The 21,349-nt window shown below is 62.5% G+C and carries 23 protein-coding genes; 7 read left to right on the top strand and 16 right to left on the bottom strand.

Annotated features, from left to right (window positions below; translation table 11 throughout):
* Positions 1-112: 112 nt before the first annotated feature.
* The 3 genes from IP76_RS17805 to IP76_RS17795 form a co-directional block, all read right to left on the bottom strand.
* Entirely contained in the window at positions 113-661 is a 549-nt protein-coding gene (locus tag IP76_RS17805; protein ID WP_054159581.1) for a hypothetical protein, read from the bottom strand.
* On the bottom strand, positions 654-1,241 hold the full coding sequence (locus tag IP76_RS17800; protein ID WP_054159580.1) for a DUF1214 domain-containing protein: 588 nt from the start codon (positions 1,239-1,241) through the stop codon (positions 654-656). The genes IP76_RS17805 and IP76_RS17800 overlap by 8 nt, the downstream gene beginning before the upstream one ends.
* Positions 1,242-1,723: 482 nt before the next feature.
* Positions 1,724-2,023, bottom strand: coding sequence for a GIY-YIG nuclease family protein (locus tag IP76_RS17795; RefSeq protein WP_054159579.1), 300 nt, complete (start codon positions 2,021-2,023; stop codon positions 1,724-1,726).
* A gap of 402 nt (positions 2,024-2,425) precedes the next feature.
* Between IP76_RS17795 and IP76_RS17790 the strand changes: the two genes are divergently transcribed.
* Complete coding sequence (locus IP76_RS17790) at positions 2,426-3,058, top strand: CatB-related O-acetyltransferase (protein ID WP_054159578.1); 633 nt, start codon at positions 2,426-2,428, stop codon at positions 3,056-3,058.
* 36 nt (positions 3,059-3,094) lie between these two features.
* Here the strand turns inward: IP76_RS17790 and IP76_RS17785 are convergent, their stop codons facing one another.
* On the bottom strand, positions 3,095-3,901 hold the full coding sequence (locus tag IP76_RS17785) for a hypothetical protein (protein WP_054159577.1): 807 nt from the start codon (positions 3,899-3,901) through the stop codon (positions 3,095-3,097).
* A gap of 99 nt (positions 3,902-4,000) precedes the next feature.
* Positions 4,001-5,914: a potassium transporter Kup gene (locus IP76_RS17780; protein WP_054159576.1), complete on the bottom strand. Its 1,914-nt coding sequence runs from the start codon at positions 5,912-5,914 to the stop codon at positions 4,001-4,003.
* Positions 5,915-6,293: 379 nt separating this feature from the next.
* Between IP76_RS17780 and IP76_RS17775 the strand changes: the two genes are divergently transcribed.
* Complete coding sequence (locus IP76_RS17775; protein ID WP_054159575.1) at positions 6,294-8,210, top strand: diguanylate cyclase; 1,917 nt, start codon at positions 6,294-6,296, stop codon at positions 8,208-8,210.
* Between the two features lie 209 nt (positions 8,211-8,419).
* Here the strand turns inward: IP76_RS17775 and IP76_RS17770 are convergent, their stop codons facing one another.
* Positions 8,420-9,322, bottom strand: coding sequence for a LysR family transcriptional regulator (locus IP76_RS17770; protein ID WP_054159574.1), 903 nt, complete (start codon positions 9,320-9,322; stop codon positions 8,420-8,422).
* 117 nt (positions 9,323-9,439) lie between these two features.
* On the opposite strand from IP76_RS17770, the gene IP76_RS17765 reads away from it, so the two are divergent.
* Positions 9,440-10,309, top strand: coding sequence for an SDR family oxidoreductase (locus IP76_RS17765; protein WP_054159573.1), 870 nt, complete (start codon positions 9,440-9,442; stop codon positions 10,307-10,309).
* Positions 10,310-10,535: 226 nt separating this feature from the next.
* Complete coding sequence (locus IP76_RS17760) at positions 10,536-11,096, top strand: hypothetical protein (protein ID WP_156318627.1); 561 nt, start codon at positions 10,536-10,538, stop codon at positions 11,094-11,096.
* A 35-nt stretch (positions 11,097-11,131) separates the two neighbouring features.
* Here the strand turns inward: IP76_RS17760 and IP76_RS17755 are convergent, their stop codons facing one another.
* From IP76_RS17755 to IP76_RS17725, 7 genes are all read right to left on the bottom strand, one after another.
* Positions 11,132-11,509 carry a PH domain-containing protein gene (locus IP76_RS17755; protein WP_054159571.1) on the bottom strand — a complete coding sequence of 126 codons (378 nt, stop codon included), beginning with the start codon at positions 11,507-11,509 and terminating at the stop codon, positions 11,132-11,134.
* A 188-nt stretch (positions 11,510-11,697) separates the two neighbouring features.
* A complete protein-coding gene (locus tag IP76_RS17750) occupies positions 11,698-12,045 on the bottom strand; it encodes a DoxX family protein (RefSeq protein ID WP_054159570.1) in 348 nt (115 codons plus the stop codon).
* Positions 12,038-12,679, bottom strand: coding sequence for a TetR/AcrR family transcriptional regulator (locus IP76_RS17745; RefSeq protein WP_054159569.1), 642 nt, complete (start codon positions 12,677-12,679; stop codon positions 12,038-12,040). Before IP76_RS17745 ends, IP76_RS17750 begins: the two co-directional genes overlap by 8 nt.
* A 232-nt stretch (positions 12,680-12,911) precedes the next feature.
* The gene (locus IP76_RS17740) at positions 12,912-14,123 is read right to left on the bottom strand and encodes an FAD-dependent monooxygenase (RefSeq protein WP_245281501.1); all 1,212 of its coding nucleotides are present in this window, start codon (positions 14,121-14,123) and stop codon (positions 12,912-12,914) included.
* Positions 14,120-14,599, bottom strand: a complete 480-nt coding sequence (locus IP76_RS17735) for a DUF3833 family protein (RefSeq protein ID WP_082352601.1) — start codon at positions 14,597-14,599, stop codon at positions 14,120-14,122. Before IP76_RS17735 ends, IP76_RS17740 begins: the two co-directional genes overlap by 4 nt.
* A 113-nt stretch (positions 14,600-14,712) precedes the next feature.
* Positions 14,713-15,036: a DNA-binding transcriptional regulator gene (locus IP76_RS17730; protein WP_054159567.1), complete on the bottom strand. Its 324-nt coding sequence runs from the start codon at positions 15,034-15,036 to the stop codon at positions 14,713-14,715.
* On the bottom strand, positions 15,020-15,385 hold the full coding sequence (locus tag IP76_RS17725) for a type II toxin-antitoxin system RelE/ParE family toxin (protein WP_054159566.1): 366 nt from the start codon (positions 15,383-15,385) through the stop codon (positions 15,020-15,022). The genes IP76_RS17730 and IP76_RS17725 overlap by 17 nt, the downstream gene beginning before the upstream one ends.
* A gap of 373 nt (positions 15,386-15,758) precedes the next feature.
* On the opposite strand from IP76_RS17725, the gene IP76_RS17720 reads away from it, so the two are divergent.
* The gene (locus IP76_RS17720) at positions 15,759-17,039 is read left to right on the top strand and encodes a hemolysin family protein (protein WP_054159565.1); all 1,281 of its coding nucleotides are present in this window, start codon (positions 15,759-15,761) and stop codon (positions 17,037-17,039) included.
* A 120-nt stretch (positions 17,040-17,159) separates the two neighbouring features.
* Here the strand turns inward: IP76_RS17720 and IP76_RS17715 are convergent, their stop codons facing one another.
* On the bottom strand, positions 17,160-18,002 hold the full coding sequence (locus tag IP76_RS17715) for a DMT family transporter (protein WP_054159615.1): 843 nt from the start codon (positions 18,000-18,002) through the stop codon (positions 17,160-17,162).
* Positions 18,003-18,315: 313 nt separating this feature from the next.
* Between IP76_RS17715 and IP76_RS17710 the strand changes: the two genes are divergently transcribed.
* A complete protein-coding gene (locus IP76_RS17710; RefSeq protein WP_054159564.1) occupies positions 18,316-19,209 on the top strand; it encodes an NAD(P)-dependent oxidoreductase in 894 nt (297 codons plus the stop codon).
* Positions 19,210-19,255: 46 nt separating this feature from the next.
* On the opposite strand, the gene IP76_RS17705 is transcribed toward IP76_RS17710, so the two are convergent.
* The gene (locus tag IP76_RS17705; RefSeq protein WP_054159563.1) at positions 19,256-19,942 is read right to left on the bottom strand and encodes a hypothetical protein; all 687 of its coding nucleotides are present in this window, start codon (positions 19,940-19,942) and stop codon (positions 19,256-19,258) included.
* Positions 19,943-20,306: 364 nt separating this feature from the next.
* Here IP76_RS17705 and IP76_RS17700 point away from each other — a divergent pair, with 364 nt between their 5' ends.
* Positions 20,307-20,558 (top strand): hypothetical protein, encoded by a 252-nt coding sequence (locus IP76_RS17700; protein ID WP_054159562.1) that lies wholly within the window; start codon positions 20,307-20,309, stop codon positions 20,556-20,558.
* A 53-nt stretch (positions 20,559-20,611) separates the two neighbouring features.
* Here IP76_RS17700 and IP76_RS17695 read toward each other — a convergent pair whose 3' ends face one another.
* On the bottom strand, positions 20,612-21,079 hold the full coding sequence (locus IP76_RS17695; RefSeq protein ID WP_054159561.1) for a YcgN family cysteine cluster protein: 468 nt from the start codon (positions 21,077-21,079) through the stop codon (positions 20,612-20,614).
* Between the last annotated feature and the right edge of the window lie 270 nt (positions 21,080-21,349).

The following is a 21,349-nucleotide window of genomic DNA, read 5'->3' as shown; positions in this document are numbered from 1 at the left end:
ACCCGGCCGCCGTCACGAGGCCCGGGAAGGCTTGCGTCCTTGCCCATGAGGGGTACCAGCTGAGGGGTACCAGTTGAGGGTCGCCAGTTGACGGTCGGAGGAACGAGGCCGTTCAGCGCCCGGTAAAGGGCAGGCATTCGGCATCGGCCAGAAAGGCCGTGGCTTCGGCCTCAAGGCTTGGCTGTGGCACCATGGCGCGCAGCACCACATAGCCCGTCGTGCCGCGATGCTCGACCAGAATGGTCTGGGCCAGGGCGGCAATCGGTGTCTTGCGCAATTGCGCCACCTGCACCGGCGTTGCCAGAAGCACGTCGAGATCGCCGGCCACCGAGGTCCGGTCATTCATCGAAAACACTTCATTCGCATCGCGGTCATAGATCGCCATCGACCAGAATTCGACGCCACCGGCTGCCGTCAGCGAAAGCGGCTGCGTGCCGATGTCGAAATGGCAGACGGCCAGTCTGAGATAGGGATTGCGGCTCGAGAGCCCCACGGCATCCTCGGTCGCCGAGAGCGGATGAAAGACAAAGGGCTGCCCCTCCGCCGTCACCCGCGTATAGGCGTCCCGTCCGGTAAACAGCGGCACGCCGAGAATGATGATGATGTGCAAGAGCACCGCCCCGATAATGCCGGTCAGGAGCGCATAGACGAGTTTACTCATTGCCGCACCCGATCGCATCGATGACCGGCATGTCGAGGCCGGTGAGCCCCGTCGAGGCCGCCGCTGGCGTGTCGAGCAGCGTCAGCACCAGCTGGAACGAGCCGGTATCGGGAATGGCCAGCCAATTGCCCGCCTGCGCCGTCTTCGACACCAGAATGTCGAAGGTGCCGTCGGTGCGCCTGAGGATCGTCTGGGAATTCTTCGCCACCGGAAGGTTTTCACCCGCCGTCAGCGGCTGGCCGCTGTCATCGGCCGCATAGAGCGTCCAGGCGCGGGCAGCCGGTGTGCGCCCGCTCATCTTGTAGGAACAGGTGCCGGTGAGCGCCAGCCCCTTGGAATCCTGTGTGGCGGTAAACTGCAGCCCCTCGGCCGACCCATAGAGCAAAAGCCCGGCCTTGGCCCGATGCGCCTTGGCATAGGGATCGGCTGCCAGCGTCTGCGCCGCCGGATAGGCCCGCCACCCCGACACATCGATCGCCCCGAAGCCGACCGAGGCATTCAGCATCGACAGCGCCGACAGGATCCCGCCGGCAAAGGCCACGAGAAGCGTGAAGGCGACGATGAGGGGAACACGGAGCACGCTCTGGCAAAACCTTGGTGGCACGAGGCGGCGGATCACCGCAGGGAACTATCGGTCCCGACGGGTATCACTGATTCGGGAAGGAGGGAAGTTTTGAGGGCGGAGAGGCCGTGGCTTAAGCTTCCGCTTAAGCGGAGGTCGCGCGCAGAACGCTCAGCCCTCATTCTTGAGGCGGGAGCCGCAACGATCAGCCCTCACCCTGAGGCGGGAGCCACATCGGTTAGCCCTCATCCTGAGGCGGGAGCGACAGCGACCCTCGAAGGACGAGGGCGGGTGGCTTGCATCCGCCGTTGCGGGCGTAACCGGAGGCCTCGGTCCTTCGAGGCCCGGCTGCGCCGAGCGCCTCAGGATGAGGGGAAACGTGATTGCCACAACGACCAGCCCTCACCCTTGAGGCAAACGGCACAACGATCAGCCCTCATCCTGAGGCGGGAGCGACAGCGACCCTCGAAGGACGAGGGCGGGTGGCACGCAGGGTGGCTTCAATCGATCGGTTTTACACGTCCCCGCCGCGAAAGGTCGGGAAGTGCCTCATAGGCATAGGCGATCAGCGCCTCCTTCTTCGTGCGGTTCCACCCCTTGATCTGCCGCTCCCGCGCAATCGCGTCCAGGATACGGTCATAGACTTCGGTAAAGACCAGCTCCACCGGCCGTCGCTGCGCCGTGTAACCACCGAAGGTTCCGGCATTGTGTTCCCACACTCGCGCTTCGATCGATTGCTTGGTGAGCCCCGTATAATATGATCCGTCGCGGCACCGCAGAATGTATACCGTAACTTCCATAAGCCCTCCTGGCGCAATCATTGCGCGCATTTGTCTGGAAAGCAACTGAATCTCTTTTCCTTTTTTGGTGTGCCAAGTGCCGGGGCCTCGGTCCTTCGAGGGGAGCTGACGCTCCCACCTCAGGATGAGGGGAAATGTTGGCGTGCGCCTCAGGATGGGGGGACGTGTTGGCGTATGCGGTATCAGCCAGCGCGAGGCTCAGGATTGGCCGGCGGCGGGCATAACGACCAGCCCTCACCCTGAGGTGGGAGCGCAAGCGACCCTCGAAGGGCGAGGGCGGGTGGTGGCGCGCGTCATTCAAACTATTCATGAATGCATTTGGTGTGTGCGTTGGATTCCGTTTCCAGCCGGACATATCCTCCGGGTCTGCTCGCCCCGTCATCATTGTAAAAGGTGTTCTCAGTGCCCCTGCTTGATGTCAACGCCGTTCACCCCATCACCTTGCCGGGCGGAGCCCTCTATCGGGATACCGTTTACCTGAAGAATGTCATCAGCCATCCACGGATAGATGTTGGCGACTACAGTTACTTCACGCATGCGGGAAAGCCGGAGGATACAGCCGAGATACTGGCCCCCTATCTGGGGCACGGCGTTCGTGAACGGCTCGTCATCGGCAAATTTGTCCAGATTGCGCGGGGCGCATACTTCATCACGAGCTCGGCCAATCATCCGATGACGGGTTTCACAACATACCCGTTCCGCATCTTCAAACCCGAGACCTTCGGCTACAAAGACCTGCCGGTGCGCGACACGGTCGTCGGGCACGATGTCTGGATCGGCCACGACGCTGCCATCATGCCCGGAGTGGAGATCGGTATCGGTGCGATTGTGGCTGCGGCGTCTGTGGTCGCCGCGAACGTTCCTGCCTATGCCGTCGTTGGCGGAAATCCGGCCAGGATCATCCGGATGCGCTATCCCGCCGAAGTCATCGGCGAACTGCTTGAGATCGCGTGGTGGGATTGGCCCCTTGAGAAAATCGAGGCCAATCTCGGCGCGCTGGAAAGCGGGGACCTGATGGCACTCCGCACGGCTTGACACCCCACGAGTGTGAGCCATCCGTCCGGATCGCCGTCACAAAGCCTCATGCCCCTTGGCAGGATCGCAGTGTGTGTCGAGCCCGATGTTTCCTCGACCGAAAGCCTGGCGACGGATCGACCAGAGCAGCATGTCCCTCTCGCCCTCGATCACCAGAACAAGATGCGGTGAACTCTTGCCTTTCGGCAGGGCGTAGAAGCCGAGGTCTGATCTTGTGACCGTGCTGTCCGGTTTTGTCGGCATGGTGAGACACCAGGCGCGTCCGTTCGCAAGCTCGCTAGCATGGTCGATGATCGACTGGGTCTGCGCGGAACCGACAAAAGACATCATGGCGATCGTCAGCGCGGCACTGGCACCTCCGACGTCGAAATATCCCCTGAGCCGCCAGCCGAGAAAGGCGGCAATCCCTGCCGCCGTGCAGCCGATCACAAGATCCAGCGCGAGACCGCCGGAATGGCCGCCCGTCAATGCTGCCAGGGGGTGGAGCAGCAGCAGACCCGACACGCCGCCCATCGCCACAGCGATCACGAGATCGACCCATTTGGTCCTGGGCTTGCGTTCGCTTTGGCGGCGGCGGACATGGCGGTAGATTGCCTCGATGATCACCCGAATGGTGACGACGATCCCGATGGCGCCGCAGAAATAACCGAAAAAAGCGAAGGTGATCGCATAGCCAAGATCCCGGTTGGACCAATGCACAGGCCCCGTCAGCACCGAGCCCGTCATAAAGGCGAGGCCGGCAAGAAACAGCCCCCGCCACATCAGATGTTGCGGCAGAAAAGGGCTGATCAGAGCGAGGAGAAGCGATGCGCAGATGAAGGATAGTGCGAGTGTGTCGATCATGGCCGCACCCAATCACGATCACCTTAACCGCGCGTAAGCAGTGGTGTCACGACTTTTGATAAGGGCATCGCCGCCCCCAAGCCGGACACCCCACGCCCCTCAGATCGCCACCTGCTCGCCCAGTTCCACCACCCGGTTCGGCGGCAGCTTGAAGTAGCGGGAGGGGTCGATGCCGAAATCGGCCAGCGCGATATAGAGATGCTCCTGACCCCAGGGCAGGCCCTTGCCGGGCATGGCGATCAGGTTGCGGCGGCCGAGATAGAAGGAGGTCTGCATGATCTCGAATTTGAAGCCCTTCTTCTTGCAGAGCGTCAGCGCCCGGGCAACATTCGGCTCATCCATGAAGCCGAAGGTGATGTCGAGCCGGATGAAGCGCTTGGAAAGCCGGATCATCTCGACGCGGTCGGCATCCGGCACATAGGGCTTGTCCTGGGTCCAGATGGTCAGGATCACGTTCTGGTCGTGCAGCACGTGGTTGTGCTTGAGATTGTGCAGGAGAACGGCCGGTGTCTTGTCGGGCACGCTGGTCAGGAACACGGCGGTGCCGGGCACCACGACGGGGGCGCTTTCCGATTGCCGGTCGATCGAGCTTTCCAGCGAGTCGATGAAGGTGTGGATCGGAATGTCGTTGCGGGCGATCTTGTCGCGCAGATATTTCGAGCCCTTGGTCCAGGTCCACATGATCATCATGATGACGATGGCAAGCGCCAGCGGCACCCAGCCGCCGTCATGCACCTTGAGCAGGTTGGCGCCGAGGAAGACGCTCTCGATCACCATCAGCGGCAAGAGCAGCACGGTGGCCCGGAAGCTCGAAAAACCCCAGACCGAACGCAGGAACTGGAAGGACATCAGCGTCGTCACCACCATCGCGCCGGTGACCGAGATGCCATAGGCGGTGGCGAGCGATTCGGAATCGCCAAAGGAGAAGATCAGCACGATCACGCCGATGAACAGGATCATGTTCACCGCCGGCACATAGATCTGCCCGGTATTGGTCTCCGAGGTGAACTTGATCATCAGGCGCGGCAGGAAGCCGAGATGCACCGCCTGGCGGGCGAGCGAAAAGGCGCCTGTAATCACCGCCTGGCTGGCAATGATCGTCGCCATCGTGGCAAGGATCACGATCGGCAGCAGCGCCCAGTCCGGATAGAGCAGGTAGAACGGGTTGTCGATCGCGGTCGGATGGCTGAGCACAAGCGCGCCCTGGCCGAGATAGTTCAGCGCCAGTGCCGGAAAGACCAGGATGAACCAGGCGACACTGATCGGTTTGCGGCCAAAATGTCCCAGATCGGCATAGAGGGCTTCCGCCCCGGTAACCGTGAGGAAAACGGCGCCGAGCACGATCACACCCGCCCAGCCGGCATGGGTGATGAACCACAGAGCCTTGCCGGGATTGAGGGCAGCCAGGATCGTCCAGTCGTCGCCGATATGGATGAGGCCGCCCCAGGCCATGGCGAGGAACCAGGCAACCGTGATCGGGCCGAAGAACTTGGCAACCGCCGCGCTGCCCTTTGATTGCACCGCGAAAAGCACCACCATGATCACCGCCGACAGCGGCAGCACATAGTCCGAAAAGGCCGGCGTCACCAGCTTCATGCCCTCAAGCGCCGACATGACGGACAGGGCCGGCGTGATCATGGCGTCGCCGATGAACAGCGCCGCCCCGACAAGCCCCGCGAAAAACAGGACCGGCATGGAGCGCAGGTTCTTCTTCATCAAAAGCGCCAGAAGCGACAGCGTGCCGCCTTCGCCGTCATTGTCGGCGCGCAGCAAAAACAGCACATATTTGAACGTGACGATCACCGTCAGCGTCCAGATCATGAGCGAAATCAAGCCGATGACATGATCGGGCTGAATGCCGTTTGCCGCAAACGGGCGCAGGGATTCCCGGAAGGCATAAAGCGGGCTCGTACCAATATCGCCATAAACGACGCCGATACTGCCAAGGAGAAGCGAGAAGAATTTCCGCCTTTCCGACTGAACGGGCGATCCGGCGGCATTCGAGGCGGTCATGCGATCTCCTGGCACGGGCGCAGTGTTGCACTGCAACGATTATCACAAGATCCGCGCGACAGACAAACGCGACGTTCTGTCAGCGTGTCCGCCGCTGCCCGGCAAGTGACGAATGCCGAATGACGGGCCTTGGGCAATCCCGGCCGCCATGCGCGGCAGGTGACCTAGCGCCGGTCGCGACAGAAAGCAATATCCACCCCGTCTTGTCCGCCTCGGCGCGCCGGGCTCTGCACAATCGCGCCAAAACGGAAAACCCGGCGGAAGGCCAAAGGTTACACCTAGGATAACTGGGGATGGAGTTTTAACCGGTGCACTGTAACGGTTGGTTTGTGAGTTGCCGCTAATGTGGCTGAATTAACGTCATGCGGTAGGAAATGCGGTGGAAGCGGTCTGGAATCATGTGTTGGCCAATTGTGCCATCATCCTCTTCACGATCTTGGCCTGGACCAACGTGCCCCAGGGGCGCGCACGAAAACCGTTTGTCGAGCGCATCAAGCTTGGTTTTTTCTTCGGTTTCGGAACCTTGCTGGTCATGGCGCGCCCCATCGAGTTCGAGCAGGGCATCTATATTGATCTGAGAACCATCACCCTGTCGATTGCCGGCCTCGTCGGCGGCTGGCCCGGTGCTTTGGTGGCCGCTGTCATGGCCGGCGCCTTTCGCCTGTGGTTGGGCGGGGTTGGGGCCAGCGCCGGGGTTGCGATCATTATCCTGGCCGCCTCTATCGGCGTGGCCGGCGCATGGTGGCTCGCCGGCCGGCTTGCCACCTATCGCGAACTCCTGACCTTTTCCGCGCTGATCTGCCTTGGCAATCTGATTGTCCTTCTGATCATGCCGCAAAACCATCTCACCGAGGCTCTGCATCAGGCCGCCGGTATCTGGATCGGCACGGTCTTCGTCACAACCTTTCTGGCGTCCATGGCCGTCTTCGCCGAACTGCGCCGCCGCGACTTTGCAAAAACGCTGAAAATGTATGAGGCGGTCATCCGCTCCCTGCCGGAAAGCATGAATGTGAAGGATCCCGACGGTCGCTTCGTCATGGTCAATCCGGCCACCGCGAAACTCATGCGCGTGGCATCGGAACAGGATCTGATCGGCAAGACCGACCATGATTTCTATCCGCCTGAAATTGCCGATACATTCCGCGCCGACGAACTCGACGTGCTGGCTGGCAACGACGCCAAGACGGTCGAGCAGATCATCGTCTGGCCGGATAGCGGCGAGATCACGCTGTCGACGCTGAAAGCGGCATTGCGCGATGACGAGGGCACGCTGATCGGCCTGATCACCCATAATCGCGATCTGACCGAAAAGAAGGAACTCGCCTCGGCGCTGGCCGAGAGCGAGAAGCGGGCCAATGCCGCCCTTTCCAACATGGCCGATGGCCTGATCATGTTCGATGCGGACATGAAGGTCATTTTCTGCAACGAGCAGTATCGCGCCATGTTCCCGCTGACCGCCGATATGCGCGTGCCCGGCATGCCCGCACGCCAGATCCTCGAGGCGGCGATGGAACGCGGCGAGATCACCGGCATTCCGCCAGTCGAGGCCAAGAGCTTCATCGATAACGCCATGTCGCGCCTGCGCCAGCCTGGAACGGTCCAGTTCCCGCTCGCAGATGGGCGCTGGGTCGAGTCCCGCACCACCCCTTCGGAGAACGGCGGTTGCCTCGTGGTCTGCTCCGACATCACCCGCGCCAAGCGCGACGAACAGGAACTGCGCGACCTCAACGAAAAACTCGCCGAAATGGCGATGACCGACAGCCTGACCGAACTCCTCAATCGCCGCGCCTTCGACACCGCCCTGTCCACCGAGATGACCCGTTGCATCGGCACCGATGCCGGCCTCAGCATCCTTCTGATCGATGTCGATCGCTTCAAGGCCTATAACGACACCTATGGCCACACATCCGGCGATGATTGCCTGCGCCAGGTGGCGCTGGCCGTCCGCTCCGTCGCCCGCCGCCCCGGCGATCGCGCCGCCCGCTATGGCGGCGAGGAAATGGCGCTCATCCTGCCCAATACAAGGGAAGAGGCGGCCATCGCCATGGCGCATGATCTGCGCATGCGCATCCGGGCGCTGGAGATCCCCCATACCGGCAGCGAAAAGGGCGTCGTCACCGTCAGCATTGGCGTGGCCACCATCGGCAAGCTGGCAAGACAGGTGCCCAGCACGCAGTTTATCAACCGGGCCGACGAGGCACTCTACCGCGCCAAGGCCTCCGGCCGCGATGCCGTGCGCGCCTGGGAAGAGGAGGCCGTGGTGGAGCAGAGCTCGGCGGGCGGCAGCAAGCGATAAGCGGCAGCAAGCGATAGGGGGAAGCGTCCCCCAGCTTGGCATGGATCTCCTGTCGAAACCGCATGCCGGACAATCATGGCCCGGCACGTATCCGGGCATCGCCCCCTCGCGCATATCCAGTGAGATCCAATTCGGATTTCTCGTCCGGAGACTGCGCCAGATCAAGAAGAGAGCCGATATGCGGTGAGCCCGTCTTCACCGCACATCGTCTAGTCTTGGCCCTTGGCGATATAGGCCGCCAGTTCCTCGGAACGCCCTTCGGGAAAGGCCTCCTTCAGATAGTCCAGAAAGGCAGACACACGGGCGCTTAACAGCCGTCGCGACGGATAGAGTGCCCAGAGCCGGGTTTCCGGTCCCTCCACCTCACCCCAGAGAACCAGATTGCCGGCCGCGATGTCGCCGGCGACCAGCGAGGTGGGAAGCCTGGCCGCACCCACACCCATCCGCGCTGCATCGCGCACCATGGTCATCGATGACAGGCTGAGCACCGGATCGATGGCCAGCGATAGAGGCCCGTCCGCCGTTATCATCCGCCACTGTCCGGCCTGGCCAGCCGCGCCGCGCAGCACCACCGGCACGCGCGCGCCCTCGGCAGGGCGGGGCAGGGCGGGGCTCGCCACGACCACGAGCCCGTCACGCAGGAAAACGCGCCCGATCAGGCTCTCATCATCAGGCGGATTGACCCGGATCACCAGATCATAGCCCTCCTCGATCATGTCCACCGGGCGGTCCTCGGTGGTCACCTCCAGCCGGACCTCCGGATAGCGCAGCGCAAATCCGGCGACGAGCCTGCCCATCGCCGTCTGCGAAAAGAGAAGGGGCGCGCTGATCTTCAGCCGCCCCCGCGGTGTCCGCCCGCCAGAGGTGATCGCGGCCGCCGTTTCGTCGATTTCCGCCAAAAGCGCACCGGCCCGCTGATGCAGCATCCGGCCTTCCTCGGTCAACGCGAGGCGCCTGGCCCCGCGCTCGAACAGCCGGATCGCAAGGCTGGCCTCCAGTTCGGCCACCCGCCGCGACAGGGTCGCCTTCGGCCGCCCGGTGGCGCGCGCGGCGCGGCCAAAGCCGCCATGCCGGGCAACGGAGACGAAATCGGCAAGCGCCAGCAGATCCATTGTTCCACCTGTGAGACGGTCTGTCCAAATTATCGGTCTATTGGATCACCTGTGGGTCAGCGATAGTCAAGCCGTCAACACCAACCAACACCAATCCAGCACTTCGGAGAACACAGAATGACCATCCTCGTTACAGGTGCCACCGGCCGCGTTGGCCGCCACGTCGTCGAGCAGCTCCTCGCCCGCAAGGCTGCCGTCCGCGTCCTCGTTCGCGATCCCGCCAAGGCCGATTTCCCAGCCGCGGTCGAAGTTTCCAAGGGCGATCTCCTCGACATCGATTCCCTACGTCAGGCCTTCAAGGGCATCACAACGCTCTTCCTGCTCAATGCTGTGGCCGGTGACGAGTTCACCCAGGCGCTGATCACCCTCAACATTGCCCGCGAACAGGGCGTCAACCGCGTCGTCTATCTCTCGGTTCTGCACGCCGATCACTTCGTCAACGTGCCGCATTTCGCGGTGAAATCCGGTGCCGAGCGCATGATCGCGGCCATGGGCTTCAGCGCCACGATCCTGCGCCCGGCCTATTTCCTCGACAATGATGTGATGATCCGCGACGTGATCGCCGATTACGGCGTCTATCCAATGCCGATCGGGTCGAAGGGCGTGGCGATGATCGATGTCCGCGACATTGCCGAAGTGGCGGCGATCGAACTGGTGCGGCGCGATCAGGCAGACGGGCATCTGCAAAGCGAGACCCTCAATCTGGTCGGGCCGGACACCTTGACCGGCGACGACCTCGCCGCCCTCTGGACCGAAGCGCTGGGCCGCCCCATCGCCTATGGCGGCGATGACCCATCCGGCTTCGAAGCGCAGATGGCCTCCTTCATGCCGAAATGGATGGCCTATGAAATGCGCCTCATGGCCGAACGTTACGTCAGCGACGGCATGATCCCGGAAGACGGCGACGTCGAGCGCCTGACGAAGCGCCTCGGCCGCCCCTTGCACAGCTACAAGGCCTTTGCCGAACGCCTGGCAAAGACAGGCTGATCCCACCCGACGCCACAAGCAGACACGAGCGACGTGCCTTCACGTCGCTCGCCATGGCCCGGACCATGCAGGAGCGACTGACGGAAAAGCGCGAGCGATGATATGTTAATGCGCGCTTGAGTTGATTGTTCGCCTGGGCCATGCCTAGTCTAGGGTGGCGACCGAAACATCTTTCTCTGCTGCCCAGGGTGACCCAATGCGAAAAAATGTAAAGATTGGGTCATTCGTGCTGGCGATGTTCTGCCATGCGAGCGTCGCTTTTGCCTATCCTATGCCTCAAATGATCAACGTAGAGAAGGTCCTCAAGGCTGATGCGGTGGTGATCGGTACCGTGTCCAACTATCAAGGGATCAGGGATTTCGAGAGGGAGCGTCGGCAGGTCGAGTTGATGAAAGACTTTGCCGCCCTGGGTCCGGAGTTTCTTCCACGCCACAAGGACGTGCGCATCATGTCCTCGGCATCCTTTGATGTCGTCACCGAACAAATCCTCTGGGGGGCGGCTGCGCGACAGCTGCATGTGACGTGGGAAACCGGCGTCAGCGGTGTAGCCGAGACCCTCGAACCCGGCCAGTATCTCTTGGTCCTCAATCGCCGCGCCTCCACCGCAAGTCCAGCCGAAGCGGCATCGACCGCCGCAGGTTCGGCAGCGGTCATGACCCTGTTCCCGTCCGATTGCAGCTCCAGCTACATCATGAAGCCGCGAACCGTGCAGGCGAAAACACTGCGCCGGGAACTTCGGTTAGCCAAGGACAGGTTGCCGGTCAACGCTGGGGACGGTGGCGGGTGACACCTGAGGGCCTCACCTCAGGACGCCAGCCCCCTCTACCTCAAAACTGCTGCTGCGAGCGCCCGCTGGATACCGCGCACATCCGTGCCCTTCTTCAGCGTCTTGGTCACAGGCGTCGCAGTGCCGGAAATCCAGATCTTCAATTCGCTGTCGAGATCGAAAGTGCCGGCGGTTTCGACAGAAAAGCAGGTGATCGACCGGTAGGGCACGGAGGTATAATCGACCTTCGAGCCGGTAATGCCCTGCACGTCAATCAGGATCAGCCGTTTGTTGGTAAAGACGAAAATGTCGCGGATCACCTTGAAGGCAAGCCCCACGGCCTCACCCTCGATCAGCACTCCATCCAGGCGCTTGGCAAGATCAGCCGGATCGACGCTCGATCCATGCCCCAGCAAACCGTCGAAAAGTCCCATTCTGTGTCTCCTTTGTCTCCGGGAGACATGGGGTCGAAGCTGTGCCGAGACAAGGGCTTAAGGCAAGGGCTTAGGGCCAGCGCTGAAGGACAAGGGCGCAAGCACAAGGGGCTCAAGCACAGGGGCGCAATTACAAGGGCGCAATTACAAGGGCGGGTCTGGTGGCAATCCTCTCCGCCGCACCTCGCTCAGCGCCTGCCTTGCCGTGCAAATAGCGCGGCAGCCGTCAGGCAGAGCCCAAGCACGACCAGCGGCGGCACGGCATGGCCATATTCGCCATGATAAACCACCGTCGCCACGGCACTCGCCATGACGGAACTTCCCAGAACCGCGCCCCATAGGCGAAAGCGGGTGAGGAGGATCAGGCTGGATGCAAGTTCCACCGCTCCCGTCACCCAGTGGAACCAGGCGGGATAACCCCAGCGCTGATAGTCGGCCAGAATGGTTTCGGAGGCAAACATGTTGCCGAAGGCGCCAATGGCGAAGAAGGCGGCCAGCAGCCAGTTGAGGACGGAGAGCCAGTTCACTCTAGACATTCTTGGATCCATGATAGGTTTGAAACGCGCCGATCAGAAAGACGGAGACGGCATGGCGGACGATGGCGTCGATGTCCGATGGAGAGGGCAGTTTGAGACCGATCAACGCCTTCAGCTGGACATCGGCCGTGGTCAGGCTGATGAAGTCGGCAGCCAGTTGTGCGGCCTCGATATCGGGGCGGAGCAGGCCCGCCTTTTGACCATCCTCGATCCAGCCGGTCAGAATGCGTTGCGCATTCATGTGGCCGGCATGCCAGATCGACTGGGCAAGGCTGGGGAAGCGACGGCCTTCGGCAATCATCAGCCGGTGCAGCGCCAAGGTGCGTGGCTGAAGCGCGATCTCGACGATCTTGCGCCCGAAGAGGGTGAGGGCATTTTGCGGATCGCGTCCCTCGACCTGCAGCAGCCGTAACGGTTCGCCCAGCTCCTCGCAAAGGGCCGTGATCGCCTCGACAAACAAGCCCTCCTTGCCGCCGAAGTGATCATAGACATTGCGTCTCGACCCGCCGACCCGCGCAATCAGCCCGTCGACGGACACCGCCTCATAGCCCTCGACAAGAAACATGTCGGTTGCCGCTTCCTTCAGCGCCCGAATGCGGTCCTCGCCCTTCTTTGTCCGATGCTCGACAGCCATCCACGCCCCCTTGAGCCGTTCCAGCCTTGTTGCGCATTTGGTATGGTACTGTACCGTACCAGTCAAGTCATGCATCGCCCGCAAGCTGCGCCCACTCGCCGCAGGCAAGGCAGGGCAGGGAAGGGAAGGGCAGGCGGGATAACCTTCGGCTTGCGGCGCAAAGCTGCTGACAAACAGAAGGGTAAGGGCAGGGGGCGGCCCGCCTACCTGGAAACGCACCCCAAGCACGGCATCATCCGCGTTCCACCGCATAATCCGGCAGCTCGACATCATCCGAGCGTGACGCGATTGCCTTGGCCAGCAAAGGCTTGATGCCCGGCAGTGCTGCCACTTTCAGCACCGCATGCTGCAGCGCGACCCCGAAGCGGGTCTGCGGCTGCAGGAACTTTGGCCCGGCCTTCGGCACGTTCTGGCCCTTTTCCACGTCGGGCCGCATCCTGTCTTCGTAGGCGCGAAGCGCGCTGCCAAGCTCGGCCTTCGTCGCCAGTTCGCCAGCCAGCACATAGGCGCCGATGATCGCAAGCGTCGTGCCGATGCCGGCAATTGGCGTTGCGCACCAGGCGGCATCTCCGGTCAGCACGACATGGCCGCGAGACCAGTGATCGAGCCGCACCTGCCGCAGCACGTCGAAATAGAGGTCTTCCGTGGTCGAAAGCCCCTCCAGCACCCGCTGAGCCTCCCATCCGGCATCGGCAAAGCGCGTGGTGAGAAAGGCCTTCTGCGCCTCGGGCGACAGATTGTCCTCGCCTTCCGGCGCCTTCTGCACCACAAGGATCGCCCGTGTCGTGCCGTGATTGTCCGGCCGGAGCCAGATGCTGCGACCTTCACCGGCGGTGAAAATCCGGCAATGGTCCTCGTCGGTCGGGCCCTTGGCCAGGGTGAAATACCCCATGATCACATCAAGGAAACGCGGGTCGTTTTCCCCGGCAAAGAGCAGCTCCCGCGTCGAGGAGCCGACGCCCTCGGCGATCACGACGAGATCGAAACGTTCCCGCCGGCCGCTGTCGAAGGTCACGTCCGCATCGTCAGGACCGTCGTCGACAGCCGCAATCCGGTCGCCGAAGCGAAACGCCACGCGATCGCCGCAGGCTTCAAACAGCAGCCGCGCCAGATCGCCACGCAGGATTTCCAGCTCCGCCGTTGGCCCGTCCGCACCCATCTCGTCGACGTCGAAGGTCGCCACGGTCTCGTTGTTTGCGTCGACGAAGCGGATGCCGGTCTCGCCGGTGCCGGATGCGGCCACGGCTGCTTCCAGCCCCATCTTCTGCAAGACGGTGCGTCCCGCGCCGCGCACGTCGATATTCTGGCCGCCATCGCGAAATTCCGGCGCGCGCTCGACGACCGTGACGTCGAAACCGGCGCGCTCCAGCCACCAGGCAAGCGTGGTCCCGGCAATGCTGGCGCCGGTGATGAGCACGCGCCGTCTGATCCTGCGCGCGCTCATTTCAGCCGCTCGTAAAAGGCTTCGATCGTTGCCACCTCAATCCCGAGCTTGGTCAGCGAAGCATGCACGGAGAGATGGCTCTCGTCATGCAGGATGAACCAGTCTTCAAAGCCGAAGCGGGTCTTCGATCCGTCCGCCGCCGGCACGTCGCGGGCATAGGTCCAGCGAAAGGCCGATCCGGCCTGCTCGCCATCGGCGGCCCCGTCAATCAGCGCCTCGCGTCCCTCGTAACGGGTCTCGCTGCGTTTATGGATCGTCCAGCTCAGGCTGTCGGAATGGCCGTCGTCAAAGAAATAGTCCTCTTTCAGCGTCAGCACATTGGCTTCCGCATCAAACGCGCCGCGCGCATCGATGGTGAAGCGGTTCTGGAACCCGCCCAGCCGCCCGATGGTCACGCCCCATCCCCGGATCGGCCCGGTGAAGAACTCTTCGAGAATGAATGCCGGTTGCCTCTGTGCAAAATCGTCAAGTTTCACGCGCGCCTCCATAGTGTCCGGCAGTGAGCCGGATCCGGCTGGGAAACACGGGGAACGGCGGTTCTGTTCCAGCGGAGGGAACGAGGGCAGGCGGTGAGGGGGTGAGCTTAGGATTAGGCGAGCACGCCGATCCCGTGTTTCTGCACGAGCGACAAAAGCTTCAGCGCTGGTCCGCTCGGCCGCTTCGCACCCGTCTCCCATTTCTGCACGGTCGACTCGCTGGTGTTGAGGTAGCGAGCAAAAACTGGCTGGCTGACGCGGTTATCCTCCCGCAGCGCCTTGATCTCGGCAGGCGACATGTCAGGTGGGATGGCAAGGCAGCTGTGATCGAAGCTGCGCATCGTCTGCTTGTCGATGGTGCCGGCCTGAAACATGCCCTCCACGGCGCTATGGATCGCCTCAAAGGCATCGGACTTGTACTCAACCCTGCTCGTCACGGCAGATCTCCTTCAGCGCGCCGGTCAAAAGCTCGGCTTCGAGGTCCGTTGCGGTCTTCTGCCGATAGAGCGCAGCAAGCTTGCGGAAAGCCTGCAATTCGCCCTCATCGATGTTCGCACGGTCCTGCTTTGCGAAAATATAGGTATACACCCAGAATGCATCGGCCTTCGCCAGAATGATTGCGCGGTGGCGATTGTCGTTCAGCCGCTTCTTGAAGACACCGCCGCCCAGATCGTCCGCCTGTCCGAGAGCCACATTGCGAATGGCCTCCAACAAGATGCGGTCGGACAGGCCCGCCTTGCGTGCGGCTTTGTCGAACCATGCCGTTTTGAACACTCTCTCCCGCATCGCGACTATAGCACTTGGTGCTATCCTTCTCAAGCCTCAGCGACAGCCTCTGTTCTTTGTCATCAGGCAAGCCACCCTGCGCACAAATTGCGCGAATCTGCTGGAAATGCAATTCATGATGGTAGCTCGGCACCCCCGTTCCCGCCCCCCAGACGCCTTGAAAAACACCGGTTTCACACCCCAGACATTGCAACGTCCCGTCGCAGCCTTGCCACCGGCCCGCCGCTCCCCCTATACTGGTCGCAGATCGACGGGATCGCGGCGCCATCATCTTTCGGGCCGTACCTCCCGCGGGAGCGGCCGGCTCATCGGCATTCCCGGCTGTGCACGGCGGGAAGCTGCGCGTTGCTTCGACCCATCAAACGGACCCACAGTGTTTACTGAAATTGCTATCGTTGTTTTCCTCACGCTCCTGAACGGTATCCTTGCCATGTCGGAGCTTGCGGTCGTCTCCTCGCGCCCGGTGCGGCTTCGAATTCTCGCCGATCAGGGCAGCCGGGGTGCCGCCATCGCCATCGGCCTTGCCCAGGATCCCGGCCGTTTCCTCTCCACCGTGCAGATCGGCATCACGCTGGTCGGCGTCCTCTCCGGCGCTTTTTCCGGCGCCACGCTCGGCGGCCGTCTGGCCGGCTGGCTGGAGCTGCAGGGCCTGTCGGCCTCGCTCGCAAACGGTCTCGGCGTCGGCTCGGTCGTTGTGGCCATCACCTATCTCTCGTTGATCGTCGGCGAACTCGTGCCCAAGCAGATTGCGCTGCGCGCCCCCGAAGCCGTCGCCGTCAAGGTCGCGCCCGCCATGGCGCTGCTGTCGCGCGTCGCGCTGCCGCTGGTCTGGCTGCTCAATGCCTCCGGCAAGCTGGTGCTGGCGCTGCTGGGCCAGTCCGGCCAGTCGGAAGAAAAGATGACCGATGAGGAAGTCCGCACTGTGATTGCCGAGGCGCATAGCGCCGGCGTCATCGAGGCGGGCGAACAGGACATGATCTCCGGCGTCATGCGCCTGGCCGACCGCACCGCCCGTGGCCTGATGACGCCGCGCCGCGATGTCGAGGTGATCGATCTGGAGCATGATCCGGCCGAAATCCGCGAACAGCTGCGCCACACCCAGCGCTCGCGCCTGCCGCTGCGCAATGGCACATCGGACGAGATCGTCGGCGTCGTCGCCGTCAAGGATGCGCTCGATGCCTGGCTGGAAGGCCGCGAGGTCGATCTTCTGGCGCTGGCCCGCGAGGCCCCTGTCGTTTCGGACCGCTCCTCCGCACTCACCGTCATCGAGCAGCTGCGCAAGGCGCCCGCCCGCATGGTGCTGGTCTATGATGAATACGGCCATTTCGAAGGCGTGGTCTCCTCCGGCGACGTGCTGGAAGCCATCACCGGCGTGCTCGAAGACGAGGAAACCGGCGAACCCGCCATGGTCTCCCGCGCCGACGGCTCCTTGCTCGTCTCCGGCTGGATGCCGATCGACGAATTCGCCGACGAAATCGGCCTCACCTTCCAGCGCGAACCCGACTACGAAACCGTCGCCGGCTTCGTCATCGAAACGCTGCGCCACCTGCCATCGCTCGGCGAAAGCTTTTCCGTCGACGGCTGGCATTTCGAAGTCGTCGACATGGACGGCCGCCGCGTCGACAAGCTGATCGTCAGGCGCCAGGCGGAGTAACGCCCTCAGCCGGCCGGCTTGACATGGCGGAATGACGGGCCACGCCAAGCCTTGACCCGAGAACGGCTGCCTGCCGCTAAACCTGCGTGCAGCAGCCACTCCCATCCGGCTGCCCCTCCGTCACGTGGGCGTCGGTTCAATCTTCCCGGCATTCGGCCGCCGCAGGTTGAAGAGATTGCCGACCAGGATCAGGCCGGCGCCGGCGGCGGTGAAGCCGTCGATCGCCTCGGCGTAGAGCAGATAGCCGATCAGGGCCGACAGGGGCACCCGCAGGTAGTCCATCGGCATCACGACGGTCGCATCGGCATGGGAGAGCGCCTTCGCCATGCAGAAATGGGCAAATGACCCGGAAAATGCGAGCAGGACGATAAAGGGCCATGTCGAGGCCGATGGCCAGGTCCAGACGTTGAGGGCCGGCACGAGACCGACGATCGACTGCACCACGAGCATCCAGAAAATGATCTTGGTCGCACTGTCACGCCGGGTCAGCGCCTTTGTGGCGATGAACGAGATCGCGAAGACGACGGCGGCACCGAGCACGATCAGATGCCCCGGATTGAGCGGGGCGACGCCCGGGCGCACGATGAAGGCAACGCCGGCAAGGCCGAACAGGATGACGATGCCCTTTCGCCATGTCAGTCGCTCGTTCAGGAAGAAGGCGGCCAGAAAGGCAGCCCAGATCGGCGCCGTGAACTCGATCGAGATGACCTGCGCCAGCGGGATCATCGTCAGCGCCATCAGCCAGGCATATTGCCCCACATAGTGGGCGAGGTTGCGGCCGATATGCCGCGGCAGGATTTCGGTGCGCATCGCCCGAAGTCCGCCCTCGCGATAGACCAGGGGCAGCAGCATGAAAAAGGCGATGACGGACCGCATTTCCATCGCCTGGAAGACATTGATGTCGCGGGTGACAACGCGACCGGAAACGGACATGAGGAGCAAAAGCAACACGGATGTCACCATCCATGCTGCCGCCTTGGCGGTCGACCGACTGCTATCCAATGGGGTGGGCTTTCAGTGTTGGAGTGGGGACTCGGGAGGGGCCAAGACTATAGGACCCCGCCGCCAAGCTGTGTCAACGTTCGAAGGTCGAAGATGACGGGCGCAAAACCGACACGAGGGCGCAAACAGGACCTTGCCTGACCTCTCGCCTGTCCTGCGCCTTGCGCCCAAGACCCGGATGCCCGCAAGCACGACATCAGCCGTCCCCTACCACTCCTGGCCGATCCGCGCTATCTGGTCATCCGACAACATCAATCCATGCGGGAGGATCATCATGGGCAAGCGGATCGTGTTTACCGGCGGCAGCGGCAAGGCGGGGCGGCATGTCGTGCCTTATCTTCTGGGAGAAGGCCACTCGGTGCTGAATGTCGACCGCGCCGTGCTGGATGTCGAGGGCGTGCATACGCTCCTTGCCGATGTCACCGATGGCGCACAGGTGTTCAATGCGCTGTCCTGCCATTTCGGCTATGACGGCTATGAAGAGGCGGGCGGCCCGAAGCCGGTTGATGCGGTCGTGCATTTCGCCGCCGTGCCGCGCATTCTGATGAACCCTGACAACCAGACCTTCATCGAAAACACCGTCTCGACCTATAATGTCATCGAGGCCGCCGCCAAGCTCGGTATCAAGAAGGTCATCATCGCCTCCTCGGAAACCACCTATGGCGTCTGCTTTGCCGAGGGGAACAAGGACTACCACGCATTCCCGCTGACCGAGGATTACGACACCGATCCGATGGACAGCTACGGCCTGTCCAAGGTGGTCAATGAGAAGACGGCGCGCGCCTTTGCCATGCGCTACGGCATTGATGTCTATGCCCTCAGGATCGGCAATGTCATTGCGCCGGAAGATTATGCCGCGTTTCCCGGCTATCTCGCCGATCCCCCATGCCGCAAGCGCAATGCCTGGTCCTATATCGACGCCCGCGATCTCGGCCAGATCGTCCATCTCTGCGTCGAAAAGGACGGGCTCGGCTTCCAGGTCTTCAACGCCGTCAACGACACGATCACCGCCACCATGCCCACCCGCGAATTCCTGGCGAAATACGCGCCGAATACGCCGATCACTGGCGATCTCGACGGCTTTGCCGCCCCCTTGTCCAACGCCAAGGCCCGCGATGTCCTGGGCTTCCGGGAAGAGCACGACTGGCGCAAATACGTAAAAGTCTGAGGCAGATCGGGGCGCAAAACTGCAATGCGGTTTTGCGCCCCGAACCTCATTCCATCCGCGTCGTCCAGCGTCCATCCGGCTCCAGATCGACGCGGGCCGATCTTGCCCCCGCGCTGAAATCGCATTCGGCCGCTGCCCCCACTTCGGCGTCAAAATCGATTACATCGCCGGGCATGCGCCGGGGGCCACCCGCCCGCACATAGAAGCGCTGCGAGGGTTTGCACTCAATCTGGCGCATGCCTTGTGCCATGACGAAGCTGGATAGAATGGGGCTGCCAAACGGGTCGATGCCTTGACCCTGCCCGATGAAAAGCGCCTGATCCGGGCTGATGTCGGGAAGGCCGATATCGGGAGTGCTTGCGTCAGGCAGGAGGATGCGGAAACAGCCCGGAAGAACCGAGGGGTCGTGATACGGCATCTTCAGGCCCATCGGCAGGATGTTCACCTCCACGGCATTGTTCGGGTTTGATCCCGCATCCGCTGAGAGCATGCGGCGGGAAAAGGAAGGCCCGCCGGATCCGGGTTTGCCGACCTGCATGGAGAGGTAAATCTGCGCCTGTATCTGGCAGACCAGCACGGCACCCGTGTCGAACAGGCTGCCCAGCTCGCTGGAAAACAGGCAGGTCGCCATGACCGGCGCATCCGTGGCAAAGACGGCCGGCTGCTGAAAGACGTAAAAATGCTGCGCAGACGGCATCCTGTTGGTCATCACAATGTCCAGCAGCTTTGGCATTCGGTAAAACCTCCTCATGGCCGTCGCGGGCGCGGTCAAAACCGGCTGAGCCGGCGGGCGCGACAGAGGCGGAGAGTATGGGCGAGGACGTCAGCGCCAGGCAATCGCCAGGCCCCTGGCTGTCCAGCGCTTTCCCGTGATGCGGGCAGATAGGCCCAGCAATGGCTGGTCCTGGCCATCTGGGGATGACAGAGCGCTCAAGCGCCCGCCATCAACACGGCCTTTAACCGTCATCCACAACCTTTGAACGTAATCCTCTAAAAAGTGAGGGTCACCCTCTTTCCTTACGTAAGCTCATGAAGGATTATGGATATACTCCAAAATAAAAAGGGTTTTTCTGCCCGACATTCGGAGGAGATGTGGCATGGCCGCCACCCCACGCATTCATATCAGCAATATCGCCGAAACCGTCCTTGGCGGCAGCCGCTTCGTGTCTTTTGACGTGGCAATGGAAGGCCGGCTGATTTCGTCGATCGATGCGCCCGTGCTCGGTGGCCGCATTTCCTGGTCGCATGCGGCCTATCTCGGCTTTGCCGATTTCGACCATGCCGCCCGCAGCAATCTCGCGGTCGAGGTCGAGCAGGTGCTGACCCCGCCGCCCAGACGCGGACACTGACCGGACGAGGGGGCGAGGTGGCGTTGCCGCCCAAGCTTCACTCGGACCGCGCTTCAGCTCCGGCCCTGTTCCCCGACCCGCATCGGCCAGTCGACCACGTAATTCTCCAGATCCTCGACATCGAGGCCCTCTTCGGAAATCGTCCGTCCGCGCGCCGAAATCCCGGCCTGGTGCACGGTCTCCGGGCTTCCGGAGACGAGCGGGTGCCACCAGTAGAGATCAAGACCCTCGTCGATCAGCCGATAGCCGCAGGTCGGCGGCAGCCACTGGATCTCGCGCAGGCCCTTCAGGGTCAGCTGGATGCAGTCGGGCACGGTGGCCTGGCGGTTCTCATAGTCGGAGCAACGACAGCTGTCGCCGTCGAGCAGCTTGCAGGCGACCGAGGTGAAGACCACTTCGCCGGTGTCCCAGTCTTCGAGCTTGTTGAGACAACAGAGCCCGCAGCCGTCGCAGAGGCTTTCCCATTCGGCATTGCTCATTTCGGCGAGCGTCTTGGTCTTCCAGAAGGGCTGTTCGGTCATCGCTTCGTTCTACTGGGTGGTTTGCATGATCGCAACGCGTGCGGTGGCATGGCCGCAACGCCGTCTGCAAAAGCGCGTGCCGGAGGCCGCGTGCATTAGCCATTGTGCGCGATTGCGCTTGTCCTTTTTCGGCAAATCGACCATCACTCATGCAAAGTCGGCTGCCGTGTCGTCTCGGTGCTCCTGAGCCCTAACGGCCGTCGCGTCAAGGGACGGAATTGATTTATTTCAGGAAGAGCGACTGTGTCCGGAGACGATCAGCCACAGGAT

The organism is Rhizobium sp. AAP43, from assembly GCF_001296045.1.
Classification (GTDB): domain Bacteria; phylum Pseudomonadota; class Alphaproteobacteria; order Rhizobiales; family Rhizobiaceae; genus Allorhizobium.
This window is presented reverse-complemented; position numbering and strand designations above follow the sequence as displayed.